The sequence below is a fragment of the Paenibacillus sp. Negev47 genome (assembly GCF_058313655.1).
This window is the reverse complement of record NZ_CM177754.1, coordinates 3,779,588-3,797,832: the sequence shown is the minus strand read 5'-3', so window position 1 is coordinate 3,797,832 and position 18,245 is coordinate 3,779,588. Positions and strand designations below refer to the sequence as shown.

17 protein-coding genes and 2 pseudogenes are annotated in these 18,245 nt (G+C 44.7%); 17 read left to right on the top strand and 2 right to left on the bottom strand.

Translation table 11 applies throughout. The features are described 5' to 3' along the window. Positions 1-79: 79 nt before the first annotated feature. Both AC4G47_RS16980 and AC4G47_RS16975 read left to right on the top strand, forming a co-directional pair. Complete coding sequence (locus AC4G47_RS16980; protein WP_491101929.1) at positions 80-673, top strand: DUF1349 domain-containing protein; 594 nt, start codon at positions 80-82, stop codon at positions 671-673. Between the two features lie 39 nt (positions 674-712). Beyond that, positions 713-1,354 (top strand): HAD family hydrolase, encoded by a 642-nt coding sequence (locus AC4G47_RS16975; RefSeq protein WP_221819465.1) that lies wholly within the window; start codon positions 713-715, stop codon positions 1,352-1,354. Here AC4G47_RS16975 and AC4G47_RS16970 read toward each other — a convergent pair. After that, positions 1,351-2,166, bottom strand: a complete 816-nt coding sequence (locus AC4G47_RS16970) for an AraC family transcriptional regulator (protein ID WP_491101928.1) — start codon at positions 2,164-2,166, stop codon at positions 1,351-1,353. The two genes, AC4G47_RS16975 and AC4G47_RS16970, sit on opposite strands and share 4 nt — an antisense overlap. Before the next feature lie 294 nt (positions 2,167-2,460). On the opposite strand from AC4G47_RS16970, the gene AC4G47_RS16965 reads away from it, so the two are divergent. From AC4G47_RS16965 to AC4G47_RS16955, 3 genes are all read left to right on the top strand, one after another. Continuing rightward, positions 2,461-3,603: an NAD(P)/FAD-dependent oxidoreductase gene (locus AC4G47_RS16965; protein ID WP_491101927.1), complete on the top strand. Its 1,143-nt coding sequence runs from the start codon at positions 2,461-2,463 to the stop codon at positions 3,601-3,603. Further along, the gene (locus AC4G47_RS16960) at positions 3,600-3,887 is read left to right on the top strand and encodes a hypothetical protein (RefSeq protein ID WP_491101926.1); all 288 of its coding nucleotides are present in this window, start codon (positions 3,600-3,602) and stop codon (positions 3,885-3,887) included. Before AC4G47_RS16965 ends, AC4G47_RS16960 begins: the two co-directional genes overlap by 4 nt. A 216-nt stretch (positions 3,888-4,103) precedes the next feature. Beyond that, entirely contained in the window at positions 4,104-5,336 is a 1,233-nt protein-coding gene (locus AC4G47_RS16955) for a cytochrome P450 (protein ID WP_491101925.1), read from the top strand. Positions 5,337-5,435: 99 nt separating this feature from the next. On the opposite strand, the gene AC4G47_RS16950 is transcribed toward AC4G47_RS16955, so the two are convergent. After that, on the bottom strand, positions 5,436-6,875 hold the full coding sequence (locus AC4G47_RS16950) for a DHA2 family efflux MFS transporter permease subunit (protein ID WP_491106730.1): 1,440 nt from the start codon (positions 6,873-6,875) through the stop codon (positions 5,436-5,438). A gap of 281 nt (positions 6,876-7,156) precedes the next feature. Here AC4G47_RS16950 and AC4G47_RS16945 point away from each other — a divergent pair, with 281 nt between their 5' ends. From AC4G47_RS16945 to AC4G47_RS16890, 12 genes and pseudogenes are all read left to right on the top strand, one after another. Further along, a complete protein-coding gene (locus AC4G47_RS16945) occupies positions 7,157-7,762 on the top strand; it encodes a TetR/AcrR family transcriptional regulator (RefSeq protein WP_062834267.1) in 606 nt (201 codons plus the stop codon). A gap of 92 nt (positions 7,763-7,854) precedes the next feature. Beyond that, on the top strand, positions 7,855-8,388 hold the full coding sequence (locus AC4G47_RS16940) for a GNAT family N-acetyltransferase (protein ID WP_491101924.1): 534 nt from the start codon (positions 7,855-7,857) through the stop codon (positions 8,386-8,388). 22 nt (positions 8,389-8,410) lie between these two features. Then, positions 8,411-9,085 (top strand): response regulator transcription factor, encoded by a 675-nt coding sequence (locus AC4G47_RS16935; RefSeq protein WP_491101923.1) that lies wholly within the window; start codon positions 8,411-8,413, stop codon positions 9,083-9,085. Beyond that, the gene (locus tag AC4G47_RS16930; RefSeq protein ID WP_491101922.1) at positions 9,082-10,452 is read left to right on the top strand and encodes a sensor histidine kinase; all 1,371 of its coding nucleotides are present in this window, start codon (positions 9,082-9,084) and stop codon (positions 10,450-10,452) included. The genes AC4G47_RS16935 and AC4G47_RS16930 overlap by 4 nt, the downstream gene beginning before the upstream one ends. A gap of 216 nt (positions 10,453-10,668) precedes the next feature. Then, positions 10,669-11,643: pseudogene (locus tag AC4G47_RS16925) on the top strand (alpha/beta fold hydrolase); the annotation flags it as partial. 507 nt (positions 11,644-12,150) lie between these two features. Beyond that, positions 12,151-12,531: a hypothetical protein gene (locus AC4G47_RS16920; protein ID WP_458126768.1), complete on the top strand. Its 381-nt coding sequence runs from the start codon at positions 12,151-12,153 to the stop codon at positions 12,529-12,531. Continuing rightward, on the top strand, positions 12,528-14,246 hold the full coding sequence (locus AC4G47_RS16915; RefSeq protein WP_336759972.1) for an ABC transporter ATP-binding protein: 1,719 nt from the start codon (positions 12,528-12,530) through the stop codon (positions 14,244-14,246). The genes AC4G47_RS16920 and AC4G47_RS16915 overlap by 4 nt, the downstream gene beginning before the upstream one ends. Before the next feature lie 222 nt (positions 14,247-14,468). Next, positions 14,469-14,891, top strand: a complete 423-nt coding sequence (locus AC4G47_RS16910) for a MarR family winged helix-turn-helix transcriptional regulator (RefSeq protein WP_458126770.1) — start codon at positions 14,469-14,471, stop codon at positions 14,889-14,891. Beyond that, positions 14,888-15,967 (top strand): threonine aldolase family protein, encoded by a 1,080-nt coding sequence (locus AC4G47_RS16905; RefSeq protein ID WP_458126771.1) that lies wholly within the window; start codon positions 14,888-14,890, stop codon positions 15,965-15,967. Before AC4G47_RS16910 ends, AC4G47_RS16905 begins: the two co-directional genes overlap by 4 nt. 565 nt (positions 15,968-16,532) lie before the next feature. Continuing rightward, positions 16,533-16,694, top strand: a pseudogene (locus AC4G47_RS16900) (aldo/keto reductase); the annotation flags it as partial. 116 nt (positions 16,695-16,810) lie between these two features. Beyond that, positions 16,811-17,575 (top strand): class I SAM-dependent methyltransferase, encoded by a 765-nt coding sequence (locus tag AC4G47_RS16895; RefSeq protein ID WP_491101921.1) that lies wholly within the window; start codon positions 16,811-16,813, stop codon positions 17,573-17,575. An 11-nt stretch (positions 17,576-17,586) separates the two neighbouring features. Further along, on the top strand, positions 17,587-18,216 hold the full coding sequence (locus tag AC4G47_RS16890) for a pentapeptide repeat-containing protein (protein WP_458126773.1): 630 nt from the start codon (positions 17,587-17,589) through the stop codon (positions 18,214-18,216). Positions 18,217-18,245 lie beyond the last annotated feature (29 nt).

Here is an 18,245-nt window from a genome sequence, read left to right as displayed (position 1 = left end):
GGGGTTTTCTGTATATGGAGCGAATATGTAGTACAGAAAAAACTAGATTATATTATAACTTGGGAGGCTGCTAAGGAAAATGACTAACGTAATGACATCAGAAGCACGGAAGCAATGGAGCTGGATGAACGAGCCTGAGACCTGGTCCTATACGGATCAGGGAGGTGTAATTGTGGAAGCACAGGCGGATACGGACTTTTTTCAAGATCCAGCAGGGAAGCACATTCGTGCAACTGCACCGTTTTTGTCCATGCCTGTGCCTGAAGACTTCGAAATCACAACCCAGTTAACGGTGGATATGAAAAATCAATATGATTCCGGTTGTCTGATGGTGATGGCTGATGATCGTAATTGGTGCAAAATTTGTTTCGAATATGATGGAAAAGTGCCTACCATCGTGTCCGTGGTGACACGTGATGGTTCATCTGATGATTGCAATTCAGTTGAAGTCTCTGTTCCTAATCCCTACCTGCGTATACGCAAAGTAGAGGACTGCATATCATTCTTTTATTCACCCGATGGGGATGAGTGGAAATTAATTCGATATTTCGGCATGCCGATACAGGGGGATATTCGAGCTGGATTAGTTGCACAGTCACCTACTGGAACGGGCTGTTCGTGTCACTTTTTATCTGTGAACGTCACCCATCCGGACTTGACCGCACGTTTCTAATCCGCTCCCCCGGCCAACCATTGGAGGGAGAATAGATTCATGGTAAAAGCATTTATATTTGATTTTGATGGACTCATTGTGGATACGGAGACGCCTTGGTACTATGCGTTTCGCGATATATATGAAGAGCACGGACTCGAACTGGGTCTGGAGCTGTGGTCGAAAAATGTCGGGACATCCTTTGAGGAGTTCCATCCGTTTCTATATCTGGAGCAGGCGCTCCAAAAAAAGATAGATCATGATCATATCAAACTGCTCTCTGAACAGAAATACGAAGCTTATTTGGGACAAGCTGCCATTCTTCCAGGGGTATATGAACTGCTTCAGACTGCCAGGGAAAAGGGGATTCAGCTTGCGGTTGCTTCCAGCTCCACCCGGGACTGGGTACATGGTTACTTGCAGAAATTAGGCATTTTCGACTATTTCACAGTCGTTCATACTTCTGAGGATGTGAAGCGAGTCAAACCTGATCCTGAACTGTACCTTCTTGCTCTCCAAAGTCTTGGAATCGAGGCTTCCGAAGCGATCGTGTTCGAAGACTCGCCTAACGGGCTGAAGGCAGCCAATGCGGCAGGTATTCGATGTATCATTGTGCCGAACGAGGTAACGCGAGGTCTGGAATTCGCCATGCATGAACTACGGTTATCCTCGCTGGCCGAGATCAATGTGGAGGTTCTTTAATCCAGGTATTGCTTGCGTAGCTCGATAGGGGAGATCCCTTCGTATTTTTTGAACACCGATCCAAAGTAACTGGCACTGTTGAAACCAACTGCTTTGGCTATTTCATGAGCCGTGGTGGCATCATTTTCAATGAGCATTTCCTTGGCTTTCAACAACCGATATCGCGTCAGATACTCCAGTGGAGTCATTTGAAATTCTTTTTTGAATATCCGATTGAGATGCTGCTCGGTAACGTCCATCTGCTCGGCCAACATGGGGAGAGAAATATCCTGATGATAATTCCGTTTGATAAAAGTAATGAGTTCATCCAATCTTAATCGGGCATCAGTACGTTCGTAAGCACTATAGCGTTCACCTTCAATGGTTAATCTGACCAAAAGCATGTACAGCAACGCAGATACGTGCCAGATCTGATCCTTGTGCCGGGACTGCAGCGCCAACGTAATTTCATGCAACAGGATATGAAGCATTCCATCCGGCTTGAAGGCGCGCAGCTCCCCGATCTGCAAGGAATGCAAGAAACGTGGCAATAAATAGCCATTGAAAGACAGACAATCAAATCGTAATGAATCACTCAGATTGTGGTAACGGTACGTTACCTCCGGGAACAAAATGAGAGCGGTCCCTTTTTTGATCGAAAACTCATGATTCTTTGCGGCGATTCGCCCTGTTCCTCCGATGCACTGTACAATGCTGTAATCCCGTGAATGGTCGCTCCAATTCATCAATTCATCAACGGTCAACTGGTTTTGCCCTGTAATCATGAGCGGCATATCGGTATCCAGCGGATTCCCCATGCTAGGTTTCGGCATCGTCGTGTTATTCCTCTTTTCGTTAAAGGATCATGTGCGTAAGTGGCGTGGTTACAGCGTTAAAAGAAACCTAGAAAGAATTATATTACATAAATGGAATTATTTTAATTGATTGACTATCAATAATAAAACGTTTTCAAAAAATGCTCCAACATTTATGTATGGGATGGATGAGTGTGAACCGTGGCCCGATCATTCTCTGTTAATGAATCCAAAGGTACGCCTGCCTTGCCAACTTCATGCGAAACGGTATACGCTATAACGAATGAGTGATTAAGGAAAGGAATGCAAAACATGAAGAAAGTCATCGTAGTCGGATCGGGTATTCTGGGGGCATCAACAGCCTATCAATTAGCCAAACGGGGCGCAGAGGTAATCATCATAGATCGAAAAGATATAGGGCAGGCGACGGATGCAGCTGCTGGGATCATCTGTCCGTGGCTGTCACAGCGACGCAATCAGGATTGGTATCAGCTTGCCAAGGCAGGTGCGCGGTTCTATCCTGGAATCATAGCGGAGCTTGAAGGTGAAGGAGAAACGGAAACCGGTTATGCTCAAGTAGGTGCGCTCAGTATTCATACGGATATGGACAAAATCAACAAGATGGAAGAACGGGCACACCTTCGAAAGGCAGATGCACCGGAGATCGGCGACATTACACCTCTGGATGAAAAAGAAACCCGTGAGCGATTTCCTCTACTCGATGAACGCTATCAATCGGTACATATCAGCGGTGCTGCACGTATAGACGGAAGAGCGCTACGTGATGCCTTGATCCGGTCTGCACAGCGAAATGGCGCTACCCTGATTCATGGAGATGCTACGCTTCAATTTGAAGCGGATCGGGTCATTGGTGTGAGTGTTAATGATCAAAGTTTCCTGGCAGATGAAGTCATTGTCTGCGCAGGTGCTTGGGCCAATTCATTGCTGAAACCGCTCGGCATCCACTTTAAAGTGCACTATCAAAAGGCACAAATTATGCATCTACATGTCACGGATGGGAAGGATACAGACCGTTGGCCAGTGATCATGCCACCTTCCGATCAATATCTGCTGGCCTTTGATCGACAGAAGATTGTGATTGGTGCAACTCATGAAAATGATGTGGAAGGTTATGATACAAGAGTAACTGCAGGGGGCATGCAGGAAGTTTTGAATAAAGGTCTGGAACTGGCACCAGGGTTAGCCAATAGCACATTCCAGGAAGTAAGAGTTGGATTCCGTCCGTTCACACCTGGCTTTCTGCCTGTAATGGGGGCTGTCCCAGGCTGGCAAGGTCTGATTACAGCCAATGGACTTGGGGCCTCTGGCTTAACCATGGGGCCTTTTATCGGGAGTCAACTGGCCAAATTGGCTCTTGGCATGGAGCTGGATATTGATATTGAGCCCTACCATATTGGCAAAGCAATGGATGAAATTGAAAGAGGTGAACCATGACATATTCACAACGTTTATCCGATGGAGCGAACTCGTCCGATATCGTATATCTGGAGCATCAGATTGGTACGACGAAAGAAGAATTGCGAATAGCTCTGGAGAAACAAGAAAAATACGAACGCGAATTGGCGCATCTCAAGTCATCATCAGTTGGAAATGCAACGAAAGATGACTTGGATGAGCAAGCCTTAATGGAAAAGTCGAGCCAAACGCAGAACTTGATTGAAACCCTGTCTGCACAGCTGCTGCAACTACAGGAAGCATTGGCGAAACTTGGCGATTGATTGGTTCATATCGCCTATCTCTCTGAACCGATGATAGAAAATAAATATACGATACGTATAAAAGAAAACCCCTTTTAAATAAGGGGTTTTTCTGATTTGGTTCAAATGAATTATATCAATAAATGAACGAGTGGTATAAAATGGAATCAGGTGCTGAACTGTCAATTCAGGTACCAAGTAACCAATCACAAAACGATGCTGAGAGGTGGATTCCAAATGTACAAAGAAGTGATACGCGTTGAGGACATTACAGGCTTCCAGTCCAGATCTGAAGAGTTTTTTCCACTTCACTGGTTTCGAAAAATGTTGTCCGAGCATCCTGTGTACTATCACGAAGATACAGACACCTGGAATGTGTTCAGATACGATGATGTGAAGCAGGTCCTGAGCAATCATGAATATTTTTCAGCCGAAGGAACTCGGACAACCATTGCGGTTGGAGCGAAGAACAACGAAGGTACACCTCCGGACAAATTAAACATCTCAAGTATCGATCCTCCCCGTCATCAAAAAAGTCGTTCATTGTTATCAGCTGCTTTTACACCACGTAGTCTGAAGAACTGGGAGCCACGAATTCGCAACATTGCAGAGCAACTGGTAGCAGATATTGAGCCGAATACGACCATTGATATTGTACAAGCATTAGCTGCTCCGCTGCCTTCCATGGTTATGGCAGATCTGCTCGGCATCCCTCTCACAGACAGCCATCGATTCAAGAACTGGGTAGATATTCTATTTCAGCCCACCAATCCCAAGACTGCTGAGGAGAGCGAACTGAAAAAGCAGACTGCAGCGCAAGAGTATTATCAATTCCTGTACCCCATTGTAGTTCATAAACGGACCCATCCTGGTGAGGATATCATTACGGATCTGTTGACCGTCGATGTGGAGGGTGAGAAGTTCACGGATGATGAAGTTGTTCGAACGACGATGCTGTTGCTCGGAGCCGGAATTGAGACAACCAGCCATATGGTTTCAAATACATTCTATTCATTCCTGTATGATGACCCCAGCTTGTATGATCAACTCAGACAGAATCCCGAGTTGGTTCCGCTCGCAGTCGAAGAAATGCTTCGTTATCGGTTCCACAATGCCAAGCGGCATCGGACAGTGAAGCAGGATAACCAATTGCTCGGAGTGGATTTGAAAAAAGGTGATGTTGTGATCTCCTGGATGAGTGCAGCCAATATGGACGAGCAGATGTTTGAAGACCCGTTTGAGTTAAACATTCATCGTCGTAATAACAAAAAACACCTTACCTTTGGCAATGGCCCACACTTTTGTCTGGGTGCCCCGTTGGCAAGAATGGAATTAAGCATTGCCTTGACGGCATTTGTGGAGAAGATTGCACGGATTGAACCAGTGGAGTCATTTGATCTGGAGAATAATCTGGCCACTTCAGCTCCGGGACAGTCGTTGACCCATCTGCCAGTGAAGATCATAGGGTAGAAGAGAGGTTCATACAGAGGATACAAACGAAAAGCGGCAGATCAGACGTATACGTCTAGATCTGCCGCTTTGGTATGCAAGTGTATAAGGCAGGATGAATTAATTCGAATTCATGGAAACTTTTTGTCTTACAACCTGTTTGAATTCTTCCTCTTTCGCTTGTTTGGTACGTTTGATAAAGAAGGAAAGAACCAAGCCCACGACAGCAATGCCGATGATAACAACATAAGCATCATTAATACCCTGGATCATAGATTCTGTAGCCAACTGCTTTTGACTGAGTCCATTGGCTGCACCCGTAGCTACCATATCCTGTACATGTGCTGTAGTACGGCTCGTCATGACACTCACGAGCAATGAAGTACCTACAGCGCCAGCAACTTGTCTGACGGTGTTGGAGATGGCTGTACCGTGTGCACCGAGTCTTGGTGGCAATTGGTTAAGACCCGCAGTTTGAATCGGCATCATGAGCAAAGCCATACCAATTCGGCGTCCGGTTGACATTAATACCAGGTAACCATAACTGGTTGAATCCGTTAAGTCGATGAAACCAATTGTTGTCACGATGGTGATCACCATTCCGATAACAGCGAGCCATTTCGCTCCAAATCGGTCAAACAATTTTCCGGCTACAGGCATCAGGAATCCCATGACAAGGGCACCCGGCAGTAGTAATAGTCCGGACTCCAGCGCAGTGTAACCACGTGCGTTCTGGAGATACAGGGGAAGCAGCATCATGTCAGCATACATGATCATTGTGATCGCGATACTAATGACCGTGGTCAGGGAGAACATGTTGTACTTGAAAGCCCGCAGATCAAGCAGGGGAGTCTCCGAAACGAGCTGACGCCATGTAAACAGGGCAAGGGAAACAATTCCTGCAGTAATACAGATAAGGACTTCTGCACTTGACCATCCCAGACTTCCTGCTCTGCTGAAGCCATACAGTAATGCGCCAAATCCGATCGTGGACAGCACCACACTGATCGTATCGAACTTCGTGTTGACCCGTTCGGATACATTCTTCAGGTATACAAACGCAAAGGCAATGACAATAAGAGTTAATGGAATCATGCCGTAGAACATCGTTTGCCAAGAGTAGTTCTCCAGGATATAACCAGCGAGGGTAGGCCCGATTGCAGGGGCGAAAATGATGGCAAAACCAACCATACCCATCGCTGATCCTCGTTTTTCAGGAGCAAACAAGGTCAAAATAACGTGCATCAGGAGTGGCATGATAATACCGGCACCTGCTGCCTGAATCATGCGTCCTGTCAGCAATGTACCGAAATTGGTAGCAAGAGCGGATACAATGGTACCGATCAGGAAAATAAACATCGAAGCCTGGAATAATTGCTTGGTTGAAAAGCGTTGCATGAAGTAGGCCGTGATGGGGATAAGCACCCCGTTCACCAGCATGTAACCTGTCGTTAACCATTGTGCTGTTGCGGCGGAGATGTTAAAATCACCCATCAGCTCCGGTGTAGCTACGCTCATGATCGTTTGATTCAACGTTGCAAGGAAGGCTCCCAAAATCATGATAAACAGGATGGGGCCTTTCTTTACGGATAATTCATCTTGTACTCTAGCCTGACTCAATCCTTTTCATCCTTTCAATCCACGCGTGACTAAATTTACAACGTGTTGTATAGTTTACATTGTATTTATTGAATTATATACATATTCGGGCAGATTACAATTTACGTTATGGATAGTTTTCGTTGTTTATTTTACAAAAAAAATGAATTTGTTGTGTAAATCAAAAATAAACGACTTATCATTCAAAATTGTAATGTTTAAAATTTAAAGGAGGATTACACGTGAAAGATGAGAAGAAATCGGCCGTGGACCCAAGGATTTTGCGAACACGTCAGTTAATCCGAGGTGCATTTGTAGAATTGCTACAGGAAATGGATATTGAAAAGTTATCAGTCAACAAAATTGCTGAACGAGCGACGATCAATCGGGTAACCTTCTATCTGCATTATCGGGATATTACAGATATGATGGAGAAGATGGCTGACGAGATGATCGAGCATATTGAACGGATCGTGGATGAATATGCCCCTCATTTTGAGAAACAAAGAACGGAAGAGGCTTGGCCTGTTTTGGTCAAGTTGCTGGAGCATTTTGCGGAGAACGCATCATTCTATCAGGTGGTCCTTGCTACGAAGCGCACACCGATCTTTACCGAACGGCTGCTGAAATTGTTGAGTACGCTGGTCAAAGCCAAGATTGATCGGGTGGAGATGGAGGATGAACTGGAAGAGTCCGGCATTCACAAAGAAATCGCAATATGGTACGGTTCTTCGGCCCTGATTGGGACCATTGTTGCCTGGCTGCGCAATGATATGCCTTATTCACCCCATTTCCTGGCTAAACAATTCTCGTTGATTCGCTCGTACTCCTATAATGACCTGATATAATTAGACTACAAATACTCAGACGGTAAACTGGGTTAGATGAATAGAAAAAGACAGCTCTATGCGACTATACATAACAGAGGAGGACTAATGTAATGAAATATTGCGCAGACCGTGTCTATGTACGATTTTGGAAGGTGGAAGATGCAGCATTACTTCTGGATTTACAGATTCGCAATCGTTCGGAAATTGAAAGAATCTCTGCAAGTAATCGGGAAGAGTCTTTCTACAGCTTAGAAGAACAAAGGTCACTCATTGAGAGCTGGGACAAGAAAAGAGAAGACGGGAAACGATATTCCTTCGGCATTTTCCTGAATACAACGGATGAACTCGTCGGTGAGATTTCAGTATTCGAGATCGTACTGGATGCTGCTCCAAAATGGATCGTTGGTTATGTAACGGATATTCTGCATCAAGGCAAAGGGTATATGAGTGAAGCCCTGCAATGTGTGCTGGAATTTGCCAAACATGAAACTGAGATTACTCGAATTGAAGCTGGCGCTGTGCCAGATAATACAGGCTCCATCCGCGTTCTTCAAAAGGCAGGATTCAAGGAGAATGGCTCGCAATCCATTCCAATCCAGGGAACGTTGAAAGAACATACGATGTTTGCCGTAGATATACGATAAGCAGAGAGGACAGAAAAAACCTATGGCTACTATACTCGTTGCTGACGACGATGCGAACATTCGCGAACTCGTCTGTCTATTTCTCAAAAATGATGGATTCACCACTGTAGAAGCTGCGGACGGTAAGGAAGCTCTCACCGTGTATGGCGAAACTGCAGTTGATCTGGTTGTGCTAGACATTATGATGCCTGTGATGGACGGCTGGGCATTGTGCAAAGAACTCCGAAGAGCCAATCCCGACCTTCCGTTACTCATGCTGACGGCGAGAGGAGAGACTTGGGAGAAAGTGAAGGGCTTCGAACTGGGCACAGATGATTATTTGACAAAACCGTTTGATCCGTTGGAGCTTACCGCTCGTGTCCGAGCATTACTGAAACGATACAAGATTGGCTCCACACACACGATCCAGTTCGGTAATGTTATCCTGGATCGTCAGACGTATAAGGTGATGAGAGGCGCAGAGTCGCTTACGTTGCCACTTAAGGAGTTCGAATTACTGTATAAGCTTGCTGGAACACCCGGACAAGTCTACACACGTGAGCAGTTGATCGATCAGATATGGGGTATTGATTACGCCGGAGATGATCGAACGATAGACGTACATATTAAGCGCCTTCGTGAACGGTTCGCAACTACACCTGATTTTCGGATTGAAACAGTCCGTGGGCTAGGGTATCGACTTGAGGTCCATGAATGATTAGATCCTTATATATTCGTGTGGTCCTGACCTTTCTGGTGTCAGTCATCGCAGGCACGGTCATTTCATTTTTTGTGTCTACCTGGATATTTGAAGAAAAATTGAACGAGAACGCTCAAATTAACTTACGAAACTTTGGCCAAGACGTTTTGCAGATCTATAAGGCCCTGCCAGAGCGTGAGGCGGACTTGTACGTAAGTGGAATGAAGCAGCTCAGCTCCTATCATATTCGAATTTACGAAGCTTCAGGTGAGTTCAAGACTTATGGAAAACTTAACGGACATAAATCTGCTACAGTGACGAGCGAGCAACTAAAGAAAGTGTTAGATGGGGGCGTTGTTCAAGACTCAACGAATGGGATTGCTACAGGGTTCATAGGATTACCGTTGAAAACGGAGATGGAAACGAAAGCGATGTTTTTGGAGACACTCTCACCGCCTTCAACCTCTTTTGTGATTAAGTGGGGCTTAATCTTCGCAAGCTGTTCGTTGATTGCAGGAAGCTTGTTGATTCTGGTTGCTTCTATATATCTGGTGAGGCCGATCAAGAAATTGACCCAAGCGACCAAACGGATTGCAGCTGGAGATTTCAACGTCAAGCTGAACATTAAGCAAACGACTGAGATTGGTACGTTGGCCCGGAGCTTTGAAGAAATGATGCATGATCTGAAGCAGTTGGAGCAGATGCGCAGGGAATTCGTTACGAATGTGTCGCACGAGGTTCAGTCTCCGCTCACCTCGATATCCGGTTACGCTTCGGCACTGAAGCAAGTAAACCTCTCAGAACACGAGCGAAACCGTTACCTGGATATTATCATCTCCGAAGCAAAACGAATGTCCAAAATGAGCGATAGCCTGCTCAAGCTGAGCTTGCTTGAATCGCAGTCACAGCAACTGCGGCTGAGCTCCTTAAGCCTTGATGAACAGATCAGGCGGGTTATTGTCGCGCTTCAACCGCAATGGTCTGAACGCAACATTCATTTCGAACTTGATTTAGAGAACGTTAAGGTAACGGCTGATCACGACCAGTTAAATCAGGTATGGACGAACATCGTCGGAAATAGCATCAAGTTTTCCAAGGATGGCGGCATGATTAAAGTCAGTATCGAAGAGGATATTAAAACTGTGACTGTTCGAATATCCGACACGGGTATTGGTATTCCCCTTGAAGACCAGAAGCGGATATTCGAGCGCTTTTTCAAGGCAGATCGTTCACACAGTCGTAAATATGACGGGAGCGGTATGGGGCTAGCAATCGTTAAACAGATCGTATCTCTTCATCAAGGTGAAATCCGTGTGGAAAGCGAACCTGGTCAAGGCACGACCTTCAGTATCACGTTGCCAATCCATCCACCAACGGATAGTTAGTCTCACTGGATAGGCCAATGAATAGAATCTCCATCGGAGTATCTAAACCCAATTTTCATACCATGTGTAACATGCAAGCTTCCTTGTATGTTACACATGGTATTTTTTTTGCTTGTTCATATTCCGTTCATATTAAGGTCATTTGGAGGAGTACATCTTTGTTGATTAGGCTTGCATTAGCAGCATGTTAGGCCCAAAAAATGAGGATAGGAGCAGATGAATGTGAGTCAACGAGCAGATAAAGAAGTACAGAGTAAAGGCAAAACCAAGAAAGTGTTAAGCATTTTGTCTAAAGTACTATGCGCAATCCTCATAGTAATTCTACTTTTTGTAGCTATCGTATATAGCGTTAACCAAATCAGTACTCATTCGGAGCAAAAAAGAAAGGAGCCGTATGGTCAACATGTATTGGTAGACGGGAAAAATATGAATGTATACATTCAAGGCGAAGGTGAGGAAACGGTTGTACTTCTGCCTGGTTTTGGTACAGCGGCACCAGCGCTTGATTTTAAACCACTGATCTCAGAGCTATCTCCATACTATAAAGTCGTCGTCGTTGAACCCTTCGGTTACGGATTGAGCGATCAGATTGAAAAGGAGCGCAGTACAACAAATATCGTCAGTGAAATTCACGAAGCATTACAGAGTCTACATATTGATCGTTATATCTTAATGGGTCATTCCATATCGGGAATCTATAGCCTGGAATATGTGAACAAATATGCAGATGAAGTAAGTGCATTTGTCGGGCTGGATAGCAGTGTTCCAGCATTAAGCGAACAGAAGATCGATTCATCGGATACACGACCGATTAAATGGTTCCGCAACTTAGGTTTCGCCCGAATGCAACTGAAACTGAGTGCTGACCCATATGATGGACTGCCTTATGATGAGCAAACGAAAGAACAATTGAACATTCTGATCCGCAAAAATATGTATAATACGACTCAATTAAATGAGGCAGAAAGTATGTATTCCAACTTTAAAGCAGCTGAGCAGCTAACGTTCCCTGTAAATCTTCCTGTACTGTTCTTTGTTCAAAAGAATCATCCGGGAACGGATCAATGGATTCCCGAGCATGAGAAGCTAATAAAGGACTCCGCACATGGAGAAATGGTGTTGTTGGAAGCGAATCATTATTTATATCGTTCCCATTCCAAAGAAATCGCTGAAGACGTTAGAGCATTTATGATTCGTGATGAGAAAGAGGAATTAAAATATTCGGGTAAACAATCTCTAGCAACGATTCAAGCAGACGGATATGCCAGATGGTTTTCAGTGCCAGCAACGGTGAAAGGAAAAGTCATGACAGTGAAGATGCCTGCAAATGGCGGCTTTGCCGTATATGATCAAAAGGGTATTTGTATTAATCACACCGTTATCAGCGGTCAGAATGAGGTTGTTTTGCCGGAAAACGGCCGCGTTGTATTTGCAGGTGACGTTGATTCCACATTTGAAATTTCATTGAAAAGTAAAAATTAATTTTGTTCATGGAAAGATTAAATTTTATGAAGGAGTAAGAACAGTTACGAAAAAAAAGCCGCAAAAATGCGGCTTTTGTTGTGTTATGAAATAACGGACATACATGCTTATTTAGCCATTTGGAAAATTTAGGTTGACACCCCTTGGCATCGCGTATACAATCGTATACATGAATACGTTGTATACAAACGTATACGCGTAATGGAGGTGGCAAAGATGAGAGATCGTGATATGAATGAAACGGATCGAAGTGTGCGTTATGATGAGCATCCGAGACGTGATATGAGTGACAATGAGCAACGTGGTGAGCGTTCCAGACGCGGAAGAGGGCATGGCGAACATGAGGGAAAACGGGGCCGTGGTGCGCAAACATTCCGTCGCGGCCGAATTCTTGTATTTCTGGAGCAGATGCAGAATCGAAGAAAGACACTTGTCAGACAACTTGGACAGGAGGAGTACGAACATATTCGCCCGATGATCAGTGGGGAGTTAAAAGCCATTGATCAGGTCATCGACGAGTATATCCATCTTTTCGAGCTGCAAAATGAAGATGTAAACCCCAATAAGGATCTGGAGAGTGAGAGTGAACAAGTATGATTCGTCGGTTTTTTTCATATTATCGTCCGTATAAAAAACTGTTTTTAATTGATTTTGGATGTGCTGTACTCGCGGGATTATTGGAGCTGGCTTTCCCCCTTGCCGTGAGCAAATTCATTAATGAGTTGTTGCCAGGTCAGGATTGGCCTCTCATTATGCTCGCCTGTGTTGTGCTGTTATCCATCTATGCACTTAATACTGTATTGAACTATGTAGTTACATATTGGGGACATATGCTTGGCATTAATATTGAGACCAACATGCGTGAGAAGATGTTCGCTCACTTGCAGAAGTTGTCGTTCCGGTTCTTTGACAATCGCAAAACGGGTCATTTAATTGGTCATCTTACGAATGATCTGAATGATATCGGCGAGGTGGCTCACCATGGACCTGAAGATGTGTTCATTGCCGTGATGACTCTGATCGGATCGTTCTGGCTGATGGCTAACATTAATCTTGAGCTTGCGTTGCTTACCTTTATCATTATCCCAATTATGGCTTGGGTCATTATCGTGTTTGGTGGGCGGATGACGAAGACGTATCGGAGACTCTTCGGAGACGTCGGCAATTTCAATGCGCGCATAGAAGACAACGTTGGTGGCATGCGTGTTGTGCAATCGTTTGCCAACGAAGAACATGAGAAAGAACTTTTTGCCGTGGACAACGAGAATTTCCGTAAAACCAAATTGCTTGCTTACAAAACGATGGCGAAAAGTATATCGGTCAGTTATATGATGATGCGACTGGTTACGGTGTTTGTCATGATCAGCGGGGCCTGGTTTTATATCGATGGCAGAATCAATATGGGTGACTTTATGGCCTTCCTGCTCCTGTCCAATATCTTCTTCCGCCCGATCGAGAAAATCAATGCCGTCATTGAAAGTTATCCGAAGGGCATTGCTGGTTTCAAGCGTTATCTGGAGATCATTGATACAGAACCTGAAATTGCTGATAACAAAAACGCCGTTGAACTGAAAAGTGTGAAAGGTGACATTCGCTTCGAGAACGTCTCGTTCGGTTATGAATCCGGCCGGCGGATTCTGAGTGATATCAGCCTGTCCGTTCGACCAGGAGAAACAGTTGCTTTTGTTGGTCCATCGGGCGCAGGCAAGACGACCATCTGCAGCCTGCTGCCACGATTCTACGAGGTAGAAGAGGGAAGAATCACCGTAGATGGTGTCGACATTCGGGACGTTAAGCTTCAATCTTTGCGTAAGCATATCGGAATAGTTCAACAGGATGTGTTTTTGTTCTCGGGTACCATTAAGGAGAATATTGCCTATGGTGATCTGCGTGCAACGGACGAACAAATCTGGGATGCCGCCCGTCGTGCTTCATTGGAAGAATTAATCCTCACGTTGCCGGATGGGTTGGATACCATTATTGGGGAGCGTGGAGTCAAGCTATCCGGAGGGCAAAAGCAACGTTTATCGATCGCCCGTATGTTCTTGAAAAATCCACCCATTCTTATTCTGGATGAAGCAACCTCTGCCCTGGATACGGAAACGGAAGCACTGATCCAGCAATCACTCGCTGAATTGTCAGTTGGCAGAACGACACTCGTAATTGCTCACCGTTTGACGACCATCAAAAATGCAGATCGCATCATCGTAGTGAACAAAGATGGCATCGCTGAGCAGGGCAACCATGAAGAATTGGTCGCCGCTGGGGGAATATATAGCCGTCTTCATCAAGTGCAATATAGTCACTCTTAATTCATATAAATTGATCAAAAAATATTTTACACTAGCCACTCCGATGACAGAACAACCTTGCCGCGCAAATGCGTGGCTTTTTTGTACGGATTTAAAATGAGGCTAGGGAAAGATAATGTTGACAACGTCCACTAACCTGATTATTATAATGTTGACAATGTCCACTAAAAAGGAGGGTTTGACATCGACTCTCAGTACATAAATCCAGATATTCTGGCTGACATGCGACGTTTTAACCGTTTTTATACGAACATACTCGGTGTACTCGACAAGCATATTCTTGGTACAGGGTATTCGTTTGCTGAAGTACGGGTCATCATTGAGATTGGAATTCGGGGAGAAAGCATCGCGAACAATCTGGTAGATACACTGACCATTGATCGCAGTTACATGAGCCGAATCGTGAACAAGCTGTCCAAGGAAGGGCTGTTGGTGAAAGTGAATTCTGCGGCCGACAGCCGGGTCAGTCTGATTCGTTTGACTGCCAAGGGCGAGAAACTGTATGCGGAATTGAATGATCGATCCGATCAACAGATCCTGAAGCTGATGCAAGAATTGAATGAAGAAGAGATTCAAGAGGTATACACCTCCATGATGAACATACAAGAGAAGTTGAACAAGAAGTCAGGAGAGACAACACGATGATACGATTTGAATGTGACTATAACGAAGGTGCACATGAACGCATTTTACAAAGACTGATGGAAACCAACATGGAACAGACGAGCGGGTATGGCACGGATGGTCACTGCGAACGTGCGAGAATGCTTATTCGTCAGGCTTGTGACAACGAGCAGGCTGATGTTCATTTCCTGGTTGGCGGTACACAGACGAATACAACGGTGATTGCGTCTATTTTGCGTCCATATCAAGGTGTGATTGCTGCGACCTCAGGACACATTGCGGTTCATGAGACCGGGGCTATTGAAGCTACGGGTCATAAGGTGCTCACGGTTCCAAGCGAGGACGGAAAGATCACGGCTGAGCAGGTTAGAGCAGTCTACGATGCGCACATGAATGAGTCGTCACCGGAACACTGTGTTCAACCAGGAATGGTCTACATATCCCAACCAACGGAGAATGGAACGATGTACAGCAAGGCAGAACTGCAGGCATTGCATACAGTGAGCAGAATGTGTGGTCTGCCATTTTTCGTGGATGGAGCACGTCTTGGATACGCACTTGCTTCCCGAGATTGCGATATGACACTTGCTGACCTTGCGCGTTTGTGCGATGTATTTTACATCGGGGGAACCAAGATTGGCGCATTGATGGGGGAGGCGGTTGTCATTCTGAATGATGCCCTGAAACCAGATTTTCGTTATATGATCAAACAAAAAGGTGGTCTGCTTGCCAAAGGCAGATTGCTGGGAATCCAATTCGAAACGTTGTTCGAAGATAGTCTGTATCTCGATATTTCTCGCCATGCCGTGGATATGGCCTTGAGAATTCATGACTCACTCGAACAGCAGGGTGTACGCTTCCTGTACGAATCACCAACCAACCAGCAGTTTCCGATTCTGCCTGATCGTTTGCTTGAGAAATTAAGCAGCGGTTATACGTTCTCCTTCTGGGAAAAGGTTGACGATACGCACAGTGCGGTGCGTTTCTGTACCAGCTGGGCAACTCGGCAGGAGAATGTGGATGCTTTGACTCGCGATATCACTCAATTATTGCTTGAGGAAATTCAGGTTCCACAGCGTGTCGAAGCATTGGTATAATCTTGTACAAAAATTAAGGAAACGGTTCCGATTTCCTGTTCATATATAAGAGTATTTTGGATAAATTCAAAAAGCGATTATGCAAAATGCTGATACTAAAAAAAGGACAACCCGTTGCGTTGTCCTTTTTTTGGTTTGCCTTTTGTGAGGATGTCCATACTCATAACGCTCCTGTGCGAGCAATACTTCTTTCAACCCTTGAACAATCACACAAAATGAAGGTTAAAGTGGATTTGAGAGGATCAGGCAATCAATTAAGACAATTGATATACCGCTTGCTACCCATAACTTGGCATACTAAGAACATGTTAACAGAGCCAAGCAAAGAAGTTTATTCGAAAAGTTGGGTGAACAAAGTGATGAAGTGGATATCGAATCATGTGAGGCGAATCTTGATTGACAGGCTCGAATCACAGATCAAGTTGGAAGAGAATTCAGTACATCGAGATATATACTTCAAATGCTGGTTAGAGCTAGTTTCCGAAGAGGTCAAGACAACATCAGTTTACAGAACAAATTCAAGGAGAGTATGAAATATGGAATATGTGAAATTAGGATGTACCGTGAGGAAACCATGGAAGCTCTTCATGATGTAGCTGAGCGTCATGGATGGACGAAATTCATCTCCATGCAGAATCATTATAACCTGATGTATCGCGAAGAAGAGCGTGAAAGGCTGCCATTATGTCAGGAAGAAGGAGTCGGTGTTATTCCGTGGAGTCCTCTAAAGTCGCCATTCGGCGGCTTTTTTTTATAATGATCTGAAGAGTGAATTGACAGTTTTCTTGTATTAAAGTTATTATAGATATATTAGATCCTTAATTGAGGAGGAGATTATAATCTATGAATAACGGACATTCATCCCGTCAAACGAACGAATCGTGGAATAGTCATTCCACTCCATTTACAGCGTTACAGCGAACACCTATCTTATCATTGCTCCAGCCGTCTCATGGAGAACGGATTCTTGATGTAGGTTGCGGCAATGGTGATCTGACAGCACAAATTGCAGCTGCGGGAGCACTGCCAACAGGTATAGATTTTTCAGAGGAGACAATTAGGCAAGCGAGACAAAAATACCCGGATATGAATATTCAAGTAGCAAATGCTTGTCATTATCGGACAAAAGAACCGTTTGATGCTGTATTCTCTCATGCGGCTCTGCATTGGATACCGGATGCTTCAGCTGTAGTTCAATCGATACAGTTAGTGCTCAAGAAGGGCGGAAGGTTCGTGGCCGAGTTTGCCGGAAGTGGCAATACAGCTATATTGATTACGGCGGTACGGGAAGAACTGGATGCCCGTGGATACGAATGGGAAGGACGGAATCCGTGGTATCACCCGACCATTGGTGAATATGCGAGTCTGCTGGAGCAGAACGGATTCCGCATTAGTCTGGCTCAGCACGTTGACCAATTTACCCCGTTCAAGCCAGGTGTCAGAAAGTGGTTGAATAGCTTCGCTGAGTATTTATTCACGGGCATCTCGCTTGCAGAACAGGAAGTTATTATGGATACTGTTGAGAAGAAGGTACAGCCACAACTAATGCAGGATGGACAATGGTATCTGGACAGAAGTCGACTGCGAGTCGTAGCTATTAAGGAATAGGGGAATATGGGATGAAAATGGACAAACCCAAGATTCAGGAGCAGTTACTCGAACAAGAAACCATTGCATTTCTCGAATCCAAAGTCGAGTACAAACACAAATTGATTGAGAATATCACACTGGATCACCAGGAAGCGAGCAAGGTTTCATTTGAAAATGTTGTTTTTAGACATGTGACGATCTCGGAGTCTACACTGGAACAATTTGAATTCACAGATGTTCGGTTTGAACACTGCGACTTCTCCAATGTCAATCTCTCAAGTGCATTCATGCACCGGATCGAATGGCATAACTGCAAGTTTGTCGGAACGGATTTGTCCAATAGCCGATTGCAAAATGTCAGTTTCCTTCATGGCGTAGGAGACTACAGCAATTTCCGCTTTGCTCATCTCAAACAGGTCTCCTTCTCGGAATGTACCTTGATTGGTGCGGACTTCGCCTATCTGGCACTGCAAAAAATGGAGTTCAATCAATGTAATATCGACCAAGCTTCGATGACGGGGACCAAAATGAAGGATTTGGATCTTAGCGATTGCCAATTTGATTCCTTGATATTAACCATGGAAGACCTCAATGGTTGTGTGATTTCACCCCATCAAGCAGCAACATTTGTAGGATTAATGGGCATCATTATCAAATAAATGACATGAACGTATTCATGGGGTTGCCA